The organism is Streptomyces hokutonensis (assembly GCF_000376565.1).
In the GTDB taxonomy this organism is placed as follows: Bacteria; Actinomycetota; Actinomycetes; order Streptomycetales; family Streptomycetaceae; genus Streptomyces; species Streptomyces hokutonensis.
On the sequence record NZ_BARG01000030.1, the window covers coordinates 125,045 to 143,273 of the forward strand.

The window sequence follows — 18,229 nt, forward strand, 5'->3', positions numbered from 1 at the left end:
GTCACGCGTGCTGGGCCATGAGCTCGCTGCCCCGTTCGCCGATCACGACCGCCGCCGCGTGCGTCGGGGCTCGGGTGATGTCGGGCATGACGGAGGCGTCGATGACACGCAGACCGTCGACGCCGTGCACCCGTAGCTCGGGGTCGACGACAGAGAGGCTGTCTGTGCCTGCCCGGCAGGTGCCGACGGGGTGGTTGATGGACACCATGGTTCGGCGGACGAAGTCGAGCACCGCGCCGGAGTCCGCCGCGGAAGCCAGATCGCGCGGCTGTTCCCCGACATAGACGCGGAACACGGGCGCGGCCGCGATCTCCATGAGCCGGCGGATCCCCTCCACCAGCGTCTGCCGGTCGGACGACTCGGTCAGATACCGCGGATCGATCAGAGGCTTCGCCGACGGGTCGACGGACCGCAGGCGCAACTGCCCACGGCTGACCGGGGACAGCAGGCTCACCATGCACGTGAGCCAGCGTTCACTGCCGCCGGAGAAGTCGACCGCCGCGGGCAGCACCTGGATGTCCGGTGCACCGGAGACCTCCCCGCACCGAAGGTAGGCCGCAACCTCCGCCAGAACCGCGAGCGGCCCGCGCCTGCGCTCGGCGTACGTGGCGATGTTCTCCTCGGTCTGTGCGTCGTTCCAGGTACGGCCCCGCACGACCGGCCAGGTGACCGGCACTGTCGGATGGTCGTGCAGGTTGGCGCCGACTCCCTGGACGTCTGCCGCCACCTCGATGCCGAGATCGGCAAGGTGCTGCGCCGGACCGATCCCGGACAGCATGAGGATCTGCGGAGAGCGCAGGGCCCCCGCGCACAGCACCACCGACGCCGTCGACACGGTCCGGTGCCGACCGGCGCGATCCAGATACTGCACACCCACGACGCGCTGCCTGTTGAGCAGCACCCGCCGGACCACCGCACCGACCTGCACCGTGAGCTGGGCCCGGTCCATGGCCGGGACTAGGTAGTCGCGTGCGTTGCTGCGCTCGCCGTTTCGGATACTGCTGTAGACGAGGCCTGCGCCGTCCAGGTCGCCGCTGTTGAAATCGCGGTTGATGTCGAGCCCGAACTCCAGGCAGGCCGTGACGAAGGCCAGCGACATGGGGTTGACGTCACGCGGGGTGGTCACCGCGATGGGCCCGCCCCGGGCGTGCGCCTCGGAGTCGCCGAGTTCGTTGTCCTCGGCGCGGCGGAAGCTGGGCAGAAGGTCATCCCATCCCCAGCCCTTCATGCCGCGTTCCGCCCAGCCGTCGTAGTCCCCGCGTGTGCCGCGGCACCAGGACAGAAAGTTGATCGCCCCGCCGCCGCCCAGGACGCGCCCCGAGGAGATCGGAACCTTCCGGCCGTGGAGTTCTGGCTGCGGAACGGTCTCGTCGCACCAGTCGAACTCACCGCGCTGCAGCTGGAACACACCCAGAGGCGGAATCAGGTGACCCGCGGGAGTGGTGTCCAGGGGGCCGGCCTCCAGGAGCAGGACACGAGCTCCGTCGCGCTCGCTGAGACGCGTTGCCACCACGCTGCCCGCTGCGCCGCCGCCCACGACGACGTGATCAAAGTGTCTGTCCTGCGTCATCACTTCTCCCTATGGGGCCGAACTTCGAAGAGGTCCTCGCTCCCGGGGGATGGTGCGGACCTGGATGCCAGCGGCAGTGGAAAGGGCACGCACCGAGAGCGTCGAGGGTGATGTCTGGGAGTCGGCCCGCCGCGCCGGAGGGGGTGAGCGCGAGCGGGCCGACTCCGGCCAGGGCGGCCACCGATGGTGAGCCGAGTGAGGCGGAGCGTCCTAACTGGCAGGCATCGGTGGCCGCGTCTGCAACCTGCCGCCTGCCCGCAGCAGTTGACTCTCTCCGGGGTGACCGAGTACGGCTTCGAGCAGGCGCGCCGACCGCATGACCGCGTCGAGATCGAGGCCCGTCGACATGCCGCTGTCTTCGAGGAGGTAGACCAGTTCCTCGGTGGCGATGTTTCCGGTCGCTCCCGGCGCGAAGGGGCAGCCGCCGAAACCGCCGGCTGATGCGTCGATCATGGACACGCCCGCCTCGATCGCCGCCCAGGCACTGGCCAGGCCCGTCCCTCGGGTGTTGTGCATGTGGACCGCCAGAGGTGTCCCGGGGACAGCAGTCCGTACGGCGTCGATCGTGCTCGTGACCCGCCCCGGGACGACCGTCCCGACCGTGTCCCCCAGCCCGATGACGTCGGCGCCGGCGGCCACCGCGCCGGCGGCCAGTTCGACCGTGCGGCCGGCGCTGGTCCTGCCGTCGAAGGGGCAGTCCCAGGCCGTCGCGAGGATGACCTCGCAACGGCCTTCGGCCTCATGGACGAGTTCCGTGATCCGACCCACGAGGTCCAGCGACTCGGCCGTGGAACGGCGCACGTTGGCCTGGCTGTGCCCGTCCGCCACCGAGACGACGTACTCGATGGTGCGGAACCCGGCCCTGATCGCCCTCTCCGCACCACTGACGGAGGCCACCAGCGCCGACCACTCGATCCCGGGCCACTGCGTCACGAGTTCGGCGACATACTCCGCGTCGGCCATGCTCGGAACGGCCCGGGGCGAGACGAACGCGGTGGCCTCGATGCGCTTGGCCCCGGTCGCGACGAGAGACTCCAGCACCCGCGCCTTGTCGGCGCGGTCGAGTGGCTTCTCGAGCTGCAGTCCGTCGCGTGGCGCGACCTCGCGAATCGAGACAACCGGCTCAGGCATGTCCGACTCCTAGTCGCGCGGGGTCCAGTTGTGGAGGAGCTCCGGCCAGTTCGGGAACCCGAAGGGGCCACCCATGGGGGTGACCTTGTCCTCGGGGACCTCCTCCCACGTCGTGACCTCGAGGTTGTTGCCGTCGAGGTCACGGAAGTAGATGGAGACCGCCGACATGCCGCGGTGGCTGCGCGGGCCGTCGAACGGGACGCCCTGGTCCTTGAGGTGGTCGGCGAACTGGAGCAGGCCCTCGGCGGTCGTGCCGAACGCCCAGTGCGGCTGGGGTTCCAGCGTGGTGAGGTCCGGGTAGGACTTGTCGTCCTTCGGCTTGGCGATCTCGAGCAGCGTCGTTCCGACGTGGTAGAAGATGTGCTGCGGGCGCCCCAGCCTGATGTCCTCGGCGTCCCAGCCTGCCCGGTAGACCTCGACACCGCCGAGGACCTGCTCGACGAACTTGCCGGCCTTGTGCGGGTCGCGGACCGCCACTCCGACGTGGTCCAGGCCTGTGAGGCCGACCGAGTTCTTCGGAATGTCGAACCGGATTCCGTGGTCCAGGAATGCCTTGCTGATCTCTGTGGTCACGGCTCACGCTCCATTGCGTTTCATTGCTTCACTGAATGTGTTCTTCGGTCTTCTGGCCGTGCGGTGAACGACCAGAGTCTTTGCCAATCCCTTGGAATTGCCGAAGGGAACGTGCTCAGTCGAGCAGATGGTTGTGCTCACCGAGTCTCGGTGCGCCGCGTTCCACCGCTCCCGGAGTGGCGGAGAGTTTGGGAACGATGCCCGGCATAGGCACCTCTTCGCTGTCAAGGGAGGGATCGGCGACGCGCAGAATCATGTCGCGGGCGCGGAAATGTTCATCGCTGTGGATATCGGCCGCGTTGTAGATACGGCTCGCCGGAACCCCGGCCTCATCCAGCAGCAAAAGCGCCTTTTGCGAGTCGAGTGACCTCGCCCATTCGGCGACTTCCTGATCGAGCTCGGTCTGCCGAAGCGCCCGTTCGTTGTGCGTGGCGTAGGAGTCGGGAAGGAGCCACTCCTCGTGACCGGCCGCGCGGGCGAATCGCTCGAAGACCGCATCCTGGTTGGCCCCGATCGCGAGCCATACACCGTCGGATGTCTGGTAGACGTTCGACGGCGCGATGCCCGGCAGGATGGATCCCTGCGGTTCCCGGACGACGCCCATCAGCTCGTACTCCGCCGCGATCGACTCCATCAGGCTCCACATGGCCTCGTAGAGCGCGACGTCGACCATCTGGCCTGCGCCCGTCCGGTCCCGCACCCGAAGGGCGAGTTGCGCCCCGACGAATCCGTAGATGCCGGCCATCGTGTCGGCGATCGAGATGCCCACCCGCACGGGAGGCCGGCCGGGTTCGGCGGTCATGTACCGGAAGCCGCTCATCGCCTCACCGATCAGGCCGAAGCCCGGACGGTGTTTGTAGGGGCCGGTCTGCCCGAACCCCGAGATCCGGATGAGGATCAGGGCGGGGTTCAGCTCGTGGAGCACGTCCCAGCCCAGACCCCATTTCTCCAGGGTCCCCGGGCGGAAGTTCTCGATGACGACGTCCGCATCGCCGAGGAGTCGCTTCAGCTGCTCCTGGCCCTCTGCCGTGGCCAGGTTGATGACAACGGAACTCTTGCCCCTGCCGACATAGGACCAGTGCAGTCCCACCCCGTTGTAGAGCCGACCCCAGTGCCGCATCGGATCGCCGTTCGGCGGCTCGACCTTGATCACGTCCGCGCCGTGATCGGCAAACATGCGACCGCAGACGGGACCTGCTATCAGGTGCCCGAGCTCAACCACCTTCAGCCCGGACAACGAACGACCGTCAGACATGCGGCCTCCACGTGGACATGTGACAAGCAGTGCGTAGTTAGGATACGAACGACTACCCGGCAAGGCAAGACCGAGGGTGTCGCGTGGTGCGTGGTCGCGAGTCGGACACGCCTCATCGACACCCACAAGCGGACGACTGTCCGCTGGCCTGGACACTACCTTCCCATCGAGGAGACGGGAAGTGCTGCGCGGCGGGAAATCGGGATGAATGCATCATTCGAGGATGTAAGCCTCTGTAGGGCGGGCAGGGTGAGCAGGGGTGAGCGATCCATGTGCCCAGGTGGCGGACAGTGATCCGTTTTTTCCATGACCAGGACAGTCGATGGAAACCGTCACTTCGTCGAGCCATCCTCGGCATCCGACCTGGATGGCCATCACTGACGTGACGAGCGGGTCGCTTCCCCTCGTGGCGGTACGCGCCCTCCGTCGACGGCGTGCGCGCCGGACTCGAAGCGCGGTGTGGGTTTCAGGGCTGTGGTCGATGTCCGACGAATGAGCATGGTCACGCGATGGGGGCCCTCGACCTGGACCTCGCGGGACTCTATAGTCGTTAGTCGATTCACGGCCATGTGTAATGGCCACGGTGATACCTACGACGGGAGACCCTGTGAAACTTGCACTGTTCGACGGCGGCCGAATCGGCGTCGTCGAAGACTCCGAGATTGTGGATGTGACTTCCGTGGCGCCGGGCTTCGACTCGGGTTACGCACAGAATCACTGGCTGCGCCTGTGCGCCGATTTCGAAAAGCTCCGGGAACCGCTGGAGCGGGTGGCCGCGACCGGCCCGCGCATCCCGATCGAACAAGTCCGCCTCGACGCCCCCGTGTTGAATCCGTCGAAGATCGTGTGTGCCGCGGCGAACTACGACGAACATCTCGCGGAAATGGACCCCATCCTCACTGACGCCCAACGCGCATCCGCGGCCTGGTTCCTCGCCTTCGATGTCTTCCTGAAGGCGCCCAGCAGCATCATCGGGCCGGGCAGTGACATCGAGCTGCCCGACCTGCCCAATGCCATCCACCATGAGTGCGAACTCGCGCTGGTGATCGGCAAGACCGCACGGAACGTCGACGCCTCACAAGCCCTCGACCACGTCCTCGGCTACACCATCCTCATCGACGTCACCGTCCGCGGTGACGGCGACCGCACCCGCCGCAAGTCCTACGACACCTTCTGCCCCGTCGGCCCGTGGCTCGTCACCGCCGACGAGATCGGCGACCCCCAGCAGCTCGACATCACGCTGAATGTCAACGGCCTCAGCCGGCAGTCGGTGAACACCAGCACGATGAAGGTGCCGATCGACCAGATGATCGCCTACGCCTCCAGCGTCATGACCCTTCACCCGGGTGACCTCCTGACCACCGGCTCCCCTCCGGGCGTCGGCGCCATCAACCCCGGCGACCGGCTGCACGCGTACATCGAGAAGATCGGTGAGATGGAGCTGGGAGTCGTCGGCCCCAAGGGGTGAGCCGAAGCCCTGCCGGTCGGCGTCCGTCAGCAGCTCTTGCGGTCCGGCAATTGGTCCACCGCCATGCTGTCCCGAGTTTCACGGCAAGGGCGGCGATCCGACGGAGAGGCGGCACGGGCCGAATGAGCGGTTCTTTCTCCTTGGGCTCCCAAGCTTCCGTAACCGCTGGTCGTCTCGATCCGGCAGCTGTCTGAGCAGAATCCGCCGACAGCGCAGGGTGTGCCCGGCGCGTCCGTAGGGCTGCCGTCGAGGAGCTCGATCTTTCTGTGGAAGCAGAACGCTCGGCCTCGCTGCGGTTTGCCCTGCCGGACGCCGGCGATCGGCAGCAGGGTTGCGGTCGTCTGGATGTCGAGTCGGCGAGGCGTCGGCCCTGCCTGGGTGGGAGTGCCCGTGAGCGGCCCTCACCTGGCAACCCGTCACAAGCCTGTGAACCCACTGGCGGATGCCGGTCCGGGCGCCGACGCGATGGTGATCGACGTGACGGTCATGGACGGAGACTGGCGGCAGGAGGCCCGCGGCGAGGTCATCAAGCGCGTCCTGGCCGCGATGGCCGACGCCTGTGGTGTGGCGGAACCGTTGCCGAGCTGGTGGGGGAAACTTCCGCGTGATCGACGAGGGCGGCTGGGGCTCGCGCGGCGGCGTCTTGTCCATCCTCTCCCTCCTCGACGGCGGCGTGTTCACCGAGGAGAAGGCTGCCGCCGTCCGCGCCGTGCTCGGCGCATGAGAAGCGTCCGGCCAGGCGCAACACGTTCGCCGGGTGGTGTGCCCGGCCGTGCCTCGGGGAGGCGGCCGACGGCCCCTCAGTCCTTGATCGTGGCGGCGATGAGGGTCTGGAGTTGCGTTGCCGTGCGGTCCAGGGGTTCGGTGCTGCGCTTGGCGCGGCACAGGGCCACGGTGCCCTCGACGGCCGCGACGATGAGCGTGGCGACCTGCACGGCCTGTTCGGCGTCGGCGCCGTGTTCGTGCAGGGACTCGGCGAGCAGGCTCTCCCACTGGTCGAAGACCTCGGCCGCGGCCACCAGGGCGGGTGGCACCTCGTCAGTGGGGGGTTCCTCTATGGCCACTGCCAGGACGGGGCATCCGGCGTGGAAGTCGGTGTCGACGACGATCTTGCGCCACAGGGCCAGGAAGGCGCGCAGTCCTGCGGCCGGGCCTGCCGCGAGTTCCTTGCGCAGAGTGCGGGCGATCCGCTCACCCGTGTAGCGGACCGCTTCGGTGGCCAACTGCCGCTTGCCGCCCGGGAAGTAGTGGTACGTCGAGCCGAGCGGCGCCTTGGCGTGCTTGGCCATCTCCCGGATGCTCGTGGCGCTCAGGCCGCGTCGGCTGATCATGTCGGCGGCTCCGGCCACGATCTTGACCCGCGCCGGGCCGTGTTCCGGATCTTTGGCCATAAGCCTGTGCCCCTCCCCGCGACTATAACGACTGTCATATTCTAGCGCGGGGCAGTGATCGCAGGCTGCCCCGAATCCGAGTATCGGCGGCAACGTGATGCCAGGCGGGAGTGGGCAGGTGGTAACAAGTTCTCGGGGACGCTCGTCGGCGAGGCGTCCCCCGTCGCCGGACACCGGGCCGCCGTTGTGTCGGCCGGCCGATACCTTCGAGCGCATGCGAATCCAGATCCGGGCTGCCGCGATCAGAGGCATCGACCGGCTGGTCGACGATCTCGGAGGCGACGGGGCAGGGCTGCTGGCCGAGTTCGGTGTGCGCCCCGGTGATCTGGACTCCGATCACGGGTTGCTGCCGGCGGTCACGGCCGGGCGGATTCTGCGGAGCGCCACCGCGAGGCTGAACTGTCCTGATTTCGGTCTGCGCCTGGCGGCATCCCAGGACATGTCGATGCTCGGGCCGCTGGCCGTGGCCGTCGGCAACTGCGACACGGTCGGAGACGGCCTCGACTGTGCGTCACGCTTCCTGTTCGTGCACAACCAGGGCCTGCGGCTGTCTCGTGGGCCCGACCCCGAGCACTACGCGGGAGTGGGCGCGGTCGAGTACCGGCTGGTGCATCCGGATGTTCCCTTCGAGCCGCAGTCGATGGATGCGGGTCTGGGGCTGCTGCACCGCAATCTCATCACGATGAGCGGCGGATACGAGCTGCTCGGGGTCTACCTGCCCCACCCGCCGCTGGCGAACGAGTCGGTGTACACCGAGTTCTTCGGCGCGCCGGTGCGGTTCAACACGGACCAGGCCCTGCTGCGGGTGCCGGCGAAGCTGTTCGACCAGCCGATGTCCGCGCCGGTCAATCCCGAACTGCGGCACATGGTCGTCGAGTACCTGGAGTCGCACTACGTGGACCCGCGCGAGGGGGTCGCCGCCTCGGTGCGGTCGGCGGTCGGCCGCGCGCTGGGCACGTTTCCCGTGCGGATCGACCTGGTCGCGACGTGGCTGCACATGCACCCCCGGATGCTGCAGCGGCGGCTGGCGGATGAGGGCACCTCGTTCCAGGGCATCGTCGACGACGTACGCAAGCACGCCGCGCACAGGTTGCTGACGACGACGGGCATGCCGTTCTCCCAGATCGCGTCATTGGTCGATCTCGCGGGGCAGGCGGCGCTCACGCGCGCGTCACGCCGGTGGTTCGGCAGGACACCGACGCAGGTCCGCCGTGACGCCAGGGACACCCACCAGCCACCGGGTGTCGCGCAAAGGTAAATACTTGTCGCACAGAGTTAAGTATCCGGTGGCGGGCGCTCCCATACTCGGGTGCCATGACGAGTTCCGCGCATCCCGCTCCGCTGCCCGGCCACGTGGACGTGCTGATCGTCGGCGCCGGGATCTCCGGCATCGACGCCGCGTACCGAGTGCGGTCGCAGTGTCCGGATCGGTCGTACGCCCTGCTGGAGGCCCGTGAGTCCCTGGGCGGGACGTGGGATCTGTTCCGGTACCCCGGCGTCCGGGCCGACTCCGACATCTTCACGCTGAGTTTTCCGTTCCAGCCGTGGACCGGTGAGAACTCCATGGCCGACGGGCCAGAGATCCTCGACTACCTGCGCCGAACCGTGCGGCGCTTCGGCATCGACCGGCACCTGCACTGCAACACGAAGGTGGTCGCGGCCGACTGGTCGGGGGAGACGGCGCATTGGACGGTGACCGTCGAGCGCGGCGGTGAGGACGGGCCGGTCCGGTCGACGGTGACGTGCTCCTTCCTCTACCTGTGCACCGGCTATTACGACTACGAGCGCGGCCATGAACCGCAGTTTCCCGGTGTCGAGTCCTTCGCGGGTACGGTCGTGCACCCGCAGTTCTGGCCCGACGGGCTCGACCACGCCGGCAAGAACGTCGTAGTGATCGGCAGCGGCGCCACCGCGATCACGGTCGTGCCCGCGATGGCGCGCGACGCGGCGAAGGTGACGATGCTCCAGCGCACGCCGACCTGGATCAGCGTGCTGCCGCGTCGCGACCGCGTCGCCGCCAGGATCCGGCGGTTCCTGCCCGCCGGGCTGGCGCACCGGGTCATCCGGGCGCGCAACGCCGCCTACTCCAACGGCTTCTACCACTACTGCCGGCGCTTTCCGGACCGGGCGCGGGCGCTGCTGACCCAGGCCGCCGCCCGGCGGATCGGCCCGGAGGCGGCACGTGAGCACTTCACCCCTTCCTATGCGCCGTGGGACCAGAGGGTATGCATCACGGCCGACGCGGACCTGTTCAAGGCGATCCGGCGCGAGGACGTCGAGGTGGTCACCGATCACATCGACAGCTTCGTCCCCGAGGGGATCCGCCTGCGATCGGGCCGGGTCCTGCCGGCCGACGTCGTCGTGACGGCGACCGGACTGCGCATGCTGGCGCTCGGCCACATCGCCGTGAGCGTGGAGGGCCGACCGGTCGACCCCGCGGGTCACATGTTGTGGCGCGGAGCCATGCTCAACGACGTGCCGAACCTCGCACTGTGCTTCGGCTACGTCAATCTGTCCTGGACGATGCGGGCGGACCTCACCGCGCGGCTGGTGTGCCGGGTCCTCAACCACATGCGCCGCGCGGACCTCGCCGCGGTCACCCCTCCCGCGGAGCCCGGTGTCCGGGAGCAGCCCATGATCGAGCTGGCGTCCGGCTATGTCCAAAGGGGCGTCCAGAGCTTCCCCCGGCAGGGCCACCGCACCCCGTGGCGGATGCACCAGACCTATCTGCTCGACACCGCCGACATCGCGCGCGCGAACCTCCGCCGCGAGCTGCACGGCGTGCCTCGCGCGTCGGTGCGCCCGGTCGGCGATGACGTCCGGCTGGGAGGCTGACCGTGGCGGATCTGGACGGAGTGTGCGACGAGCGTTTCGCGGAGCTGGCTGCGCGGCTGTCCGGGAACCTCGACGCGGGCGACGAACTCGGCGCCTCGATCGCGGTCATGGTCGACGGGGAGTCGGTGGTCGACCTGTGGGGCGGATGGGCCGATCAGGACCGTACGGCGCCGTGGCGGCGCGACACGATCACCAATGTGTGGTCGTGCACGAAGACGGTCACCTCCCTGGCGGCGCTGCTGCTGGTGGAGCGGGGACTGCTCGACGTCGATGCCCCGGTGGCCCGGTACTGGCCGGAGTTCGCCGCGCGCGGCAAGGCAGGTGTGCTGGTCCGGCACCTGCTGTCGCACACCTCCGGTGTCTCGGGGTGGGACCGGCCTGTGACCGTCGCGGACGTCCTCGATGTGCCGGCGTCGACGGCCCGGCTGGCCGCGCAGGCGCCGTGGTGGCCCCCGGGCACGGCGTCCGGTTACCACCTGCTCAACTACGGCCATCTGGTGGGCGAGTTGGTCCGACGGATCGACGGGCGCACTCTGGGCGGGTTCGTCGCCGAGGAGATCGCCGGCCCGCTCGGCGCCGACTTCCACATCGGTCTGCCGGACTCCGAGTTCGGCAGGGTCGCCGATGTCGTACCGCCGCCGTTCCGGTCGAGCGATCTCGCCGGCGCCGATCCGAACGGTGTGGCGATGAAGACCTTCACCGGCCCTCTCGGCGGTGCCGAGGAGTCATGGCGCCCCGAGTGGCGTCGCTCCGAGATCGGCGCGGCGAGCGGCCACGGCAACGCCCGGTCGCTCGCCAGGATCCACTCCGTCATCGCCTGCGGCGGCACGCTCGACGACGTACGCCTGCTGTCGCCACAGACCATCGACCTGATCTTCCGCCAGCAGACCAACGGACCGGACCTGGTGCTCGGGATGCATCTGCGCTTCGGCATCGGGTTCGGGCTGCCGTCCCCGGCGGTGCCGTATCTCCCGGAAGGACGGATCTGCTTCTGGACCGGATGGGGCGGATCGGTGGTCGTGATCGACACCGAACGCCGGGCCGCGATCTCGTACGTCATGAACCACATGGGCACCGGGCTGCTCGGCAGCGACCGCACGACCCAGTACGTCAAGGCCGCTTTCGCGGCCCTGGATTGAAGGTGCGCCGATGACTTTCGTAAGTCCCCATGCCGATGTGGTGCTGCCTGAACGGGGGCTGCACGCCTACCTGTTCGCAGGTCTGGGCCCCGCCGACCTGGACCGAGTCGCGCTGGTCTCCGCGGAGTCCGGTGACATGCTGACGTACGGGTCCTTGCGTACGAGCGTCGACGAGTTCGCCGCCGAGCTGGCGGCGCGTGGCGTCCGCCCCGCCGACACGGTGGCGCTGCTGTGTCCGAACGTGCCGGCGTTCGCGGTTGCGTTCCACGGGATCCTGCGGGCCGGCGCCACCGTGACCACAGTGAACGTGCTGTCGACTGTGGCTGAGATCGCCAAGCAGCTGACCGCCTCCGGGGCGCGGACGCTGGTGACGGTGACGTCCCTGGCCGCGAAGGCCGGCGAAGCGGTGGGCGCGGCTGGGCTACACCCGGGCGCGACCCTGATTCTGGACGCCGAACGCCCGCCCGTGTCCGGCCCGGCGCCCGCGCCTGACCGGTTCGACCCGGCCGAGCGAGTGGCCGTACTGCCCTACAGCTCCGGCACCACCGGCCTACCGAAGGGGGTGATGCTGACCCATCGCAACCTGGCGGCCAACATCGCGCAGCTCACGCCGGTCCTGGACCTGCGTTCCGACGACGTGGTGCTCGCGGTCCTGCCGTTCTTCCACATCTACGGCATGTCGGTGCTGCTGAACTCGACACTGGCCGCACGCGGCCGCGTCGTGACCATGGCCCGGTTCGACCTGTCGGCGTTCTTGGAGGCCGTCCAGCGCCACCGGGTCACCTACCTGTTCATCGCGCCGCCGATCGCGGTGGCCCTGGCCAAGCATCCGATGGTCGACTCCTACGACCTGAGCTCGCTGCGGGCGATCGTCAGCGGTGCGGCCCCGCTGGACGAGGAGTTGGGCGCGGCGGTGGCCCGGCGGTTGTCGGTGCCGGTCGTGCAGGGGTACGGCATGACCGAGCTGAGCCCGGTCAGCCACCTCGTGCCGGTGGCCGACGGCGGGGCGGGGGTCGCTGGGTGCCGCGCGCCGATCGAGGCTGCCGGCTGGCCGTTGCCCAACACGGTCAACAAGCTCGTCGCCCCCGCGACCGGCGCCGAGATCGGTGTGCCCGCCGACGGGTTGAGCGAGCCCGGGGAGCTGTGGGTGCGCGGGCCGAACGTGATGGCGGGCTACCTGGGCAATCCGCAGGCCACCGCCGAGACGCTCGACGCCGAGGGGTTCCTGCACACCGGGGATCTGGCGAGAGTCGATGCCACCGGATGCGTGTACATCGTCGACCGCATCAAGGAGCTCATCAAGTACAAGGGTTACCAGGTCGCGCCGGCCGAGCTGGAGGCGCTGCTGCTGACCCACCCGGAGATCACCGACGCCGCGGTGATCGGCGTGGCCGACGCCGAGGGCGAGGAGACACCGAAGGCGTTCGTCGTCGCTGCGGATCCCGCGTTGAGCGCCGCGCGGGTGATGGAGTTCGTCGCCGCGCAGGTCGCGCCCTACAAGAAGGTGCGGGCCGTCGAGTTCGTCGCCGCGATCCCCAAGTCATCGGCGGGCAAGATCCTGCGCAAGGAACTGAGATCCAACCAGCCGCTGTGACCAGCGGCCCGCAACTTCTGCCATGATTATGACGAGTGTTATATCGAGAGAGGTGTACCCCATGGCCGAGCCGGTGGTCCTGGTGGCGACGATGGTCGCGAAGCCGGGCCAGGAAGAGCTGGTCGAGAAGACGTTCAAGGCGGCCATACCCGCGGTGCTTGCCGAACCCGGGTGCCTGCAGTACGCGCTGCATCGCAAGGCGGGAACCACCGGCGAGTTCGTCATGATCGAGAAATGGGCCTCGCAGGAGGCACTGGGCGCGCACATGAAGGGCGCCGCGATGCGCGAGATCGGCGTCGCCCTGGCGCAGGCACTGGCCGGCCCCCCGGACGCGCTCTTCCTGGAGGCGATCCCTGTCGGCGCCCCGGAGTCCGGCGCCATCTGACCGCACGCGGGACCGGGCCGACGGACACACCGTGCGGCCCTGGATCCCCCACGCAACCGAGGAGTTTTCCTATGAAGAGCCTGATGTTCGTCGCCCCCGGGCAACTGCGCTTCGACGAGATCGACGCCCCCACCCTCGTCGAGGGCGCGGACGCCCTCGTGCGTCCGCTCGCGGCCACGACGTGCGACCTCGACCACCATGTCATCGGAGACAAGACGCCGTTCTCCGGATTCGGCCCGTTCCCGCTCGGCCACGAGTGCGTGGGCACGGTGGTCGAGGTCGGCCCCGACTGCACGGACATCGCGGTCGGCGACGTCGTCGGCGTCGCCTGGCACATCGCCTGCGGCACATGCGCACAGTGCAAGCTCGGCCACACCGCCCGCTGCCTCCTCCACGGTGACGCCCAGTACGGGCTCCCCGTGAACGGGGCCTGGGGCGGGACCTTCGACGAACTCATCCGCGTCCCCTACGCCGACTTCAACCTGGCCAAGCTGCCCGCCGGAATCGACCCCGTGCACCTCGCCTCGATCGGCGACAACCTCGCCCTCGGCTGGGAGACGGTGATGCCGACCGTCGCCGGAATCACCGACCCGAAGATCGCGGTCTTCGGCGGGACCGGCTCCATCGGCCTGTACTGCGTCGACGTCGCGGTCCACTGCGCCGGCGCCCGCACCGTGTACTACGACGACGACCCAGTCCGGATGAAGGTCGCCGAGCAGCTCGGCGCCGAGGTCCACGACGTCAACGGCAAGCGAGAGAAGGACTTCCATCTCGCCGTGGACGCCAGCTGCAACCCCGAACGACTTCGCAAGGCCCTGCTGTCGGTCATGCCAGAGGGCTACGTCAACAGCGTCGGCATCTACTTCGACGAGGTCCAGCTGCCCCTGCTGGCCCTGTACCAGCGCGGAGTCCACTTCCACAACGGCAAGGGACACGCCCGGCCCAATATGACACCCACGCTGGAAGCCGTGGCCGCCGGGAAGCTCCACCCTGAACTGGTCACCAGCGGGATCTATCAATGGGACGAGATCCCCGACATCCTGACCTCCGACCACGCCGGCCACAAGCCGATCTTCCTCTTGGACAATTGAGAGCACGGTCGGCACCAGGCCGACAGGCTTCACGTCCACGGCGGGGTCGAGAACACCCGCGCCAGGTGACACCCCCGGCTGCTGTGCCTGTGACACCGGCACATCAGCCCGGTGCCAAGCTGGGCACGGACCCGCCGCCGGCGAGTCGAGCTTCCGCCCACAGGCGCGTACCGGGCCGCGCCGCACCGATCCCCGCACAGAACGAGAGTCGATGAACCCCGACACCCCGCAGCCGGCCCAGCGCGGCACAGGCCCCACTGCCCTGGAAGACGATCTGCAGCAGCGTCAACGCGCGGTCACGGCGCTCGGCGACGAACTCCGCGCCCTTGGCGACGCCGCAGTCGGCGCCGAAGCCCCCACCGAGACGCTGCACCTTGTCGCCGAGGCCGCCCGACGCCTCACCGATCAGCTGGCCACCCCCCGGCGCCTGCGGGCGAGCGTCCCCGCCATCGACGACTTCGCAACCGGCCGACGCTTCTACAACCCCGTCTCCGGCGAGGGCAACCCCCTCGCTCCCCCCATGCGCGTGGAAACCACCGCCGATACCGTCACCGGCCACTGCACCCTCTCCCTCGTCCACGAGGGCCCGCCGGGCTACGCACATGGCGGCATGAGCGCCATGCTCCTCGACGAACTCATGGGCCTGGTCTGCCTGCACAGCGCCCGCCCGTCCATGACCGTGGCCCTCACAACCCGCTACCTGCAGCCCGTCCCGCTCGACACACCCCTGCGCGCCCAGGCCCGCATCACCCGCACCGAGAACCGAAAGACCTACGTCCACGGATCGATCGCCACCGAAACGCGCCCTGCCCAGAACCTCGTCGAAGCAGAGGGCGTCTTCGTCTCCCCCGCCCCCGACAGTCAGCGTGCACTCTTCCCCCACCTCCCCCTTCTATAAATGGCTTTGAAGCCGTTTCGGAGCTGGCCGGATTCGTCGAGCCCGGCCCACGTCGAGCCGGGCCTCCCTGTAGGGACGGATGCGGCCTTCCTCCGCCCCCGACGACGTCTTACTCGCAACACAGACCCATGGCCGTACACCAGGCCGTTCCGAACGATCCGCACTCATCGCATTGATTGCTCGAGACCGTGAACCCCCACCCAGGTGGTCGGCGCCAGCCCCGCCCTACGTGGGGGAGCCCTCCAAGGCGCACTCGGCCCAGATCGTCTTGCCTGTTGTGGTGTGGCGGGTGCCCCAGCGCTGGGAGAGCTGGGCGACCAGGAACAGGCCGCGTCCTCCCTCGTCGAAGGTGCGCGCCCGGCGCAGGTGCGGGGAGGTGGTGCTGGCGTCGGACACCTCGCATATGAGGGCCTGGTCGTGAATCAGCCGCAGCACGATGGGCGCGTAACCGTACCGGATGGCGTTGGTGACCAGTTCACTGACGACCAGCTCGATGACGAAAACAGCCTCTTCCAGTCCCCATGCGACCAGCTGGGCGGCTGCTTGCTTGCGGACCTTGCCGACGGCAGCAGGGTCGGCGGGCAGTTCCCAGACGGCCACCCGGTCGGCGCTGAGGGCACGGGTGCGGGCGATGAGCAGTGCGACGTCGTCGACGGGGCGCTCGATGAGCATGTTGTCCAGCACGTTGTCACAGATCGTCTCCAGCGACTCGGTGGATCCTGCCAGGACGTGGCGCAGCCTGTTGAGTCCCAGATCGATGTCTCGATCGTAGGATTCGATCAAGCCGTCGGTGAACAGGACGAGCAGACTTCCTTCCGGCAGTTCCAGCTCGGTGGTCTCGAACGGCAGACCGCCCAGGCCCAGCGGGGGACCGGTGGGCACGTCGAGGAAGTCGACCGAGCCGTCCGGGCTGACGACCGCCGGCTGCAGGTGACCGGCGCGGGCGAGGCTGCAGCGGCGGGAAATCGGGTCATACACCGTGTATAGGCAGGTGGCGCCGATCTCGCTTGAGACGTCGCCCCCTTTGTCGAGCTCGGCGTCTGCGGACCGGCTGATGACCAGGTCGTCCAGCTGGGTGAGGAGTTCGTCGGGGGAGAGGTCGACGTCGGCAAGCGTACGAACCGCGGTGCGCAACCCCGCCATGGACGCGGAAGCATGGATACCGTGCCCCACGACGTCCCCGACAACCAGGGCGACTCGGGCGCCGGACAGGGGAATGACGTCGAACCAGTCACCCCCGACGCCGACCCGGGAGTCTGCGGGCAGATATCGACTGGCGGCTTCCACTGCTGCGTGGCTGGGCATTCGGTGTGGCAGCAGACTCCGTTGGAGGGCGACCGCTGTTGCCCGCTCGTGTGTGTAACGGCGTGCGTTGTCCACGCAGACCGCCGCTCTGGCCACCAGTTCCCCGGCGAGGAGCAGGTCGTCCTCAGCGAAGGGGTCCGGCCGTCCCCGGCGTGCGAAGACGGCCACGCCGAGGGGGTGCCCGCGGGCGTGCAGCGGCACCGCCATCAACGAGTCGATGCCCTGCGCGACCGAAGGTGGGAGTTGCGCGACCCAGCCGTCGAAATCTGCATCCCCCGGTCTCACCAGGACAGGAGCGCCGGAAGCCAGGCAACGACGCGAAGGGGAGGCATCCGCGCAGGCCTGCACCTGCCCTGGCGTCACGACAGATGGGGCGGCACCTTCAAGGCCGGTCTCACACGCGACCCGCCGCAGCGTCACGTCACCGGGAAGCAGGCCGTCGGCCGGCTCCTCGCTGCGGAGCACCGATTCCAGAAGATCGATACAGGCGACATCGGCGAACTCTGGAACGGTGACCTCGGCCAGCTCCCGGGCGGTATGTTCCACGTTCAGCGTGGTCCCGATCCGAGCGCCGGCCCTGTCCAACAGGGCGAGCCTCTCCCGCGCCTGGTACTCGTTGGTGATGTCGAGCGAGCAGACCCACACGCCCTGTACCGGACCGGATGCCCCCTTGAGCGGCCACACGAAGACGGTCCACGCATGGGGGCGGGATTCACCCGGTGCCCGCACAAATATCTGCTTCTTCCCCGGCTCACCGGCCCTCAGCGCAGTGAAGATCAGCTCCTCGACCTCGGTATAGGGGGGACCCGGTAGGAATTCCGTCAGACGCAGCCCGCGTACCTCGTCCTCCCTGACGCCGATCACTCTGGCACCGGCGTCACTGATCCGAAGTAGCCGACCATCCGCGTCGTATATCGCGGTGGAGAAAACCGACTGTTCGAATGCCCACTCAGTGAGGACTTCGGCCTCACGTCGACAGCGCTTGACTCCCGGAGCAGCCACCAGGGACCACCTTTGGGTTCCGTCATCCCCGGTCGTGGGAACGGCCAGAAGTTCCACGGTGACGCTACTGCCGTTCCGGTGTCGCAGCTCGATCTCGCTGCTCCACGACGAGCGCGTTCTCAGAGCTTGCCTGGCCTCTCCGGGCAACCGCCCGGAGAGCAGGTTGGTTGCGGAGTGCCCCACGACTTCTGCGGAGGAGTATCCGAGCAGCCGCTCGGCGCCGGTGCTCCACTCCGTGAGAACGCCGTGTTCGTCCGACACGGCCGTACTCAGCCAGGACAACGTCGGCTCCCGATCGGCCCGGGCCTCAGCCGGTGTGACGCAGTACCGCCCATGGTCACTCATCCGTTCTCGGGAACCATGCCCACACCAATGTGGTGATTACACCAGGATAGGGTTGGTTCGTCATGTCAGTGAGGGCTTTGTCGGCTTCAGCTCTACGTCGCGGCCCTACTGGCCGGACGGGCGCTGTCGGCCGCCCTGACCCGAGCTGTCCTGGGAGTCGACATGATCGAATCCGGGTGCTCTGGGGTTCCCGCCCCCGCCCCCTGCCCTGCTCCCGTCTCCACAGCCAGTCTGCTCGGGCCTGGCG

At 68.6% G+C, this 18,229-nt stretch carries 15 protein-coding genes; 9 read left to right on the top strand and 6 right to left on the bottom strand.

Going from position 1 to position 18,229, the window contains the following annotated elements; all coding sequences use genetic code 11:
* Position 1: 1 nt before the first annotated feature.
* Positions 2-1,570 (bottom strand): GMC family oxidoreductase, encoded by a 1,569-nt coding sequence (locus SSP08S_RS17270; RefSeq protein WP_019068862.1) that lies wholly within the window; start codon positions 1,568-1,570, stop codon positions 2-4.
* 64 nt (positions 1,571-1,634) lie between these two features.
* Between SSP08S_RS17270 and SSP08S_RS64185 the strand changes: the two genes are divergently transcribed.
* A complete protein-coding gene (locus SSP08S_RS64185) occupies positions 1,635-1,760 on the top strand; it encodes a hypothetical protein (protein ID WP_281176147.1) in 126 nt (41 codons plus the stop codon).
* A gap of 20 nt (positions 1,761-1,780) precedes the next feature.
* On the opposite strand, the gene SSP08S_RS17275 is transcribed toward SSP08S_RS64185, so the two are convergent.
* The 3 genes from SSP08S_RS17275 to SSP08S_RS55435 form a co-directional block, all read right to left on the bottom strand.
* Positions 1,781-2,701, bottom strand: coding sequence for a hydroxymethylglutaryl-CoA lyase (locus SSP08S_RS17275; protein ID WP_019068863.1), 921 nt, complete (start codon positions 2,699-2,701; stop codon positions 1,781-1,783).
* Positions 2,702-2,710: 9 nt separating this feature from the next.
* Positions 2,711-3,274, bottom strand: coding sequence for a VOC family protein (locus tag SSP08S_RS17280; protein WP_019068864.1), 564 nt, complete (start codon positions 3,272-3,274; stop codon positions 2,711-2,713).
* 115 nt (positions 3,275-3,389) lie between these two features.
* Positions 3,390-4,529 (bottom strand): CaiB/BaiF CoA transferase family protein, encoded by a 1,140-nt coding sequence (locus SSP08S_RS55435; RefSeq protein WP_078532443.1) that lies wholly within the window; start codon positions 4,527-4,529, stop codon positions 3,390-3,392.
* 607 nt (positions 4,530-5,136) lie between these two features.
* Between SSP08S_RS55435 and SSP08S_RS17290 the strand changes: the two genes are divergently transcribed.
* Entirely contained in the window at positions 5,137-5,997 is an 861-nt protein-coding gene (locus tag SSP08S_RS17290) for a fumarylacetoacetate hydrolase family protein (RefSeq protein WP_019068866.1), read from the top strand.
* 800 nt (positions 5,998-6,797) lie between these two features.
* On the opposite strand, the gene SSP08S_RS17300 is transcribed toward SSP08S_RS17290, so the two are convergent.
* Positions 6,798-7,388, bottom strand: a complete 591-nt coding sequence (locus SSP08S_RS17300; protein ID WP_019068868.1) for a TetR/AcrR family transcriptional regulator — start codon at positions 7,386-7,388, stop codon at positions 6,798-6,800.
* Positions 7,389-7,602: 214 nt separating this feature from the next.
* Between SSP08S_RS17300 and SSP08S_RS55440 the strand changes: the two genes are divergently transcribed.
* The 7 genes from SSP08S_RS55440 to SSP08S_RS17335 all read left to right on the top strand — a co-directional run bounded on the left by SSP08S_RS55440 (position 7,603) and on the right by SSP08S_RS17335 (position 15,330).
* On the top strand, positions 7,603-8,646 hold the full coding sequence (locus tag SSP08S_RS55440; RefSeq protein ID WP_019068869.1) for an AraC family transcriptional regulator: 1,044 nt from the start codon (positions 7,603-7,605) through the stop codon (positions 8,644-8,646).
* A 56-nt stretch (positions 8,647-8,702) separates the two neighbouring features.
* Positions 8,703-10,223, top strand: a complete 1,521-nt coding sequence (locus tag SSP08S_RS17310; RefSeq protein ID WP_026178570.1) for a flavin-containing monooxygenase — start codon at positions 8,703-8,705, stop codon at positions 10,221-10,223.
* Between the two features lie 2 nt (positions 10,224-10,225).
* Positions 10,226-11,362, top strand: coding sequence for a serine hydrolase domain-containing protein (locus SSP08S_RS17315; protein WP_019068871.1), 1,137 nt, complete (start codon positions 10,226-10,228; stop codon positions 11,360-11,362).
* 10 nt (positions 11,363-11,372) lie between these two features.
* Positions 11,373-12,956, top strand: coding sequence for an AMP-binding protein (locus tag SSP08S_RS17320; RefSeq protein ID WP_026178571.1), 1,584 nt, complete (start codon positions 11,373-11,375; stop codon positions 12,954-12,956).
* 61 nt (positions 12,957-13,017) lie between these two features.
* Positions 13,018-13,341: a putative quinol monooxygenase gene (locus tag SSP08S_RS17325; RefSeq protein WP_019068873.1), complete on the top strand. Its 324-nt coding sequence runs from the start codon at positions 13,018-13,020 to the stop codon at positions 13,339-13,341.
* Positions 13,342-13,412: 71 nt separating this feature from the next.
* Positions 13,413-14,432, top strand: coding sequence for a zinc-dependent alcohol dehydrogenase (locus SSP08S_RS17330; protein ID WP_019068874.1), 1,020 nt, complete (start codon positions 13,413-13,415; stop codon positions 14,430-14,432).
* 211 nt (positions 14,433-14,643) lie between these two features.
* Positions 14,644-15,330, top strand: a complete 687-nt coding sequence (locus SSP08S_RS17335) for a PaaI family thioesterase (RefSeq protein ID WP_019068875.1) — start codon at positions 14,644-14,646, stop codon at positions 15,328-15,330.
* 225 nt (positions 15,331-15,555) lie between these two features.
* Here SSP08S_RS17335 and SSP08S_RS17340 read toward each other — a convergent pair whose 3' ends face one another.
* Positions 15,556-17,898: a SpoIIE family protein phosphatase gene (locus SSP08S_RS17340; protein WP_245607895.1), complete on the bottom strand. Its 2,343-nt coding sequence runs from the start codon at positions 17,896-17,898 to the stop codon at positions 15,556-15,558.
* Positions 17,899-18,229 lie beyond the last annotated feature (331 nt).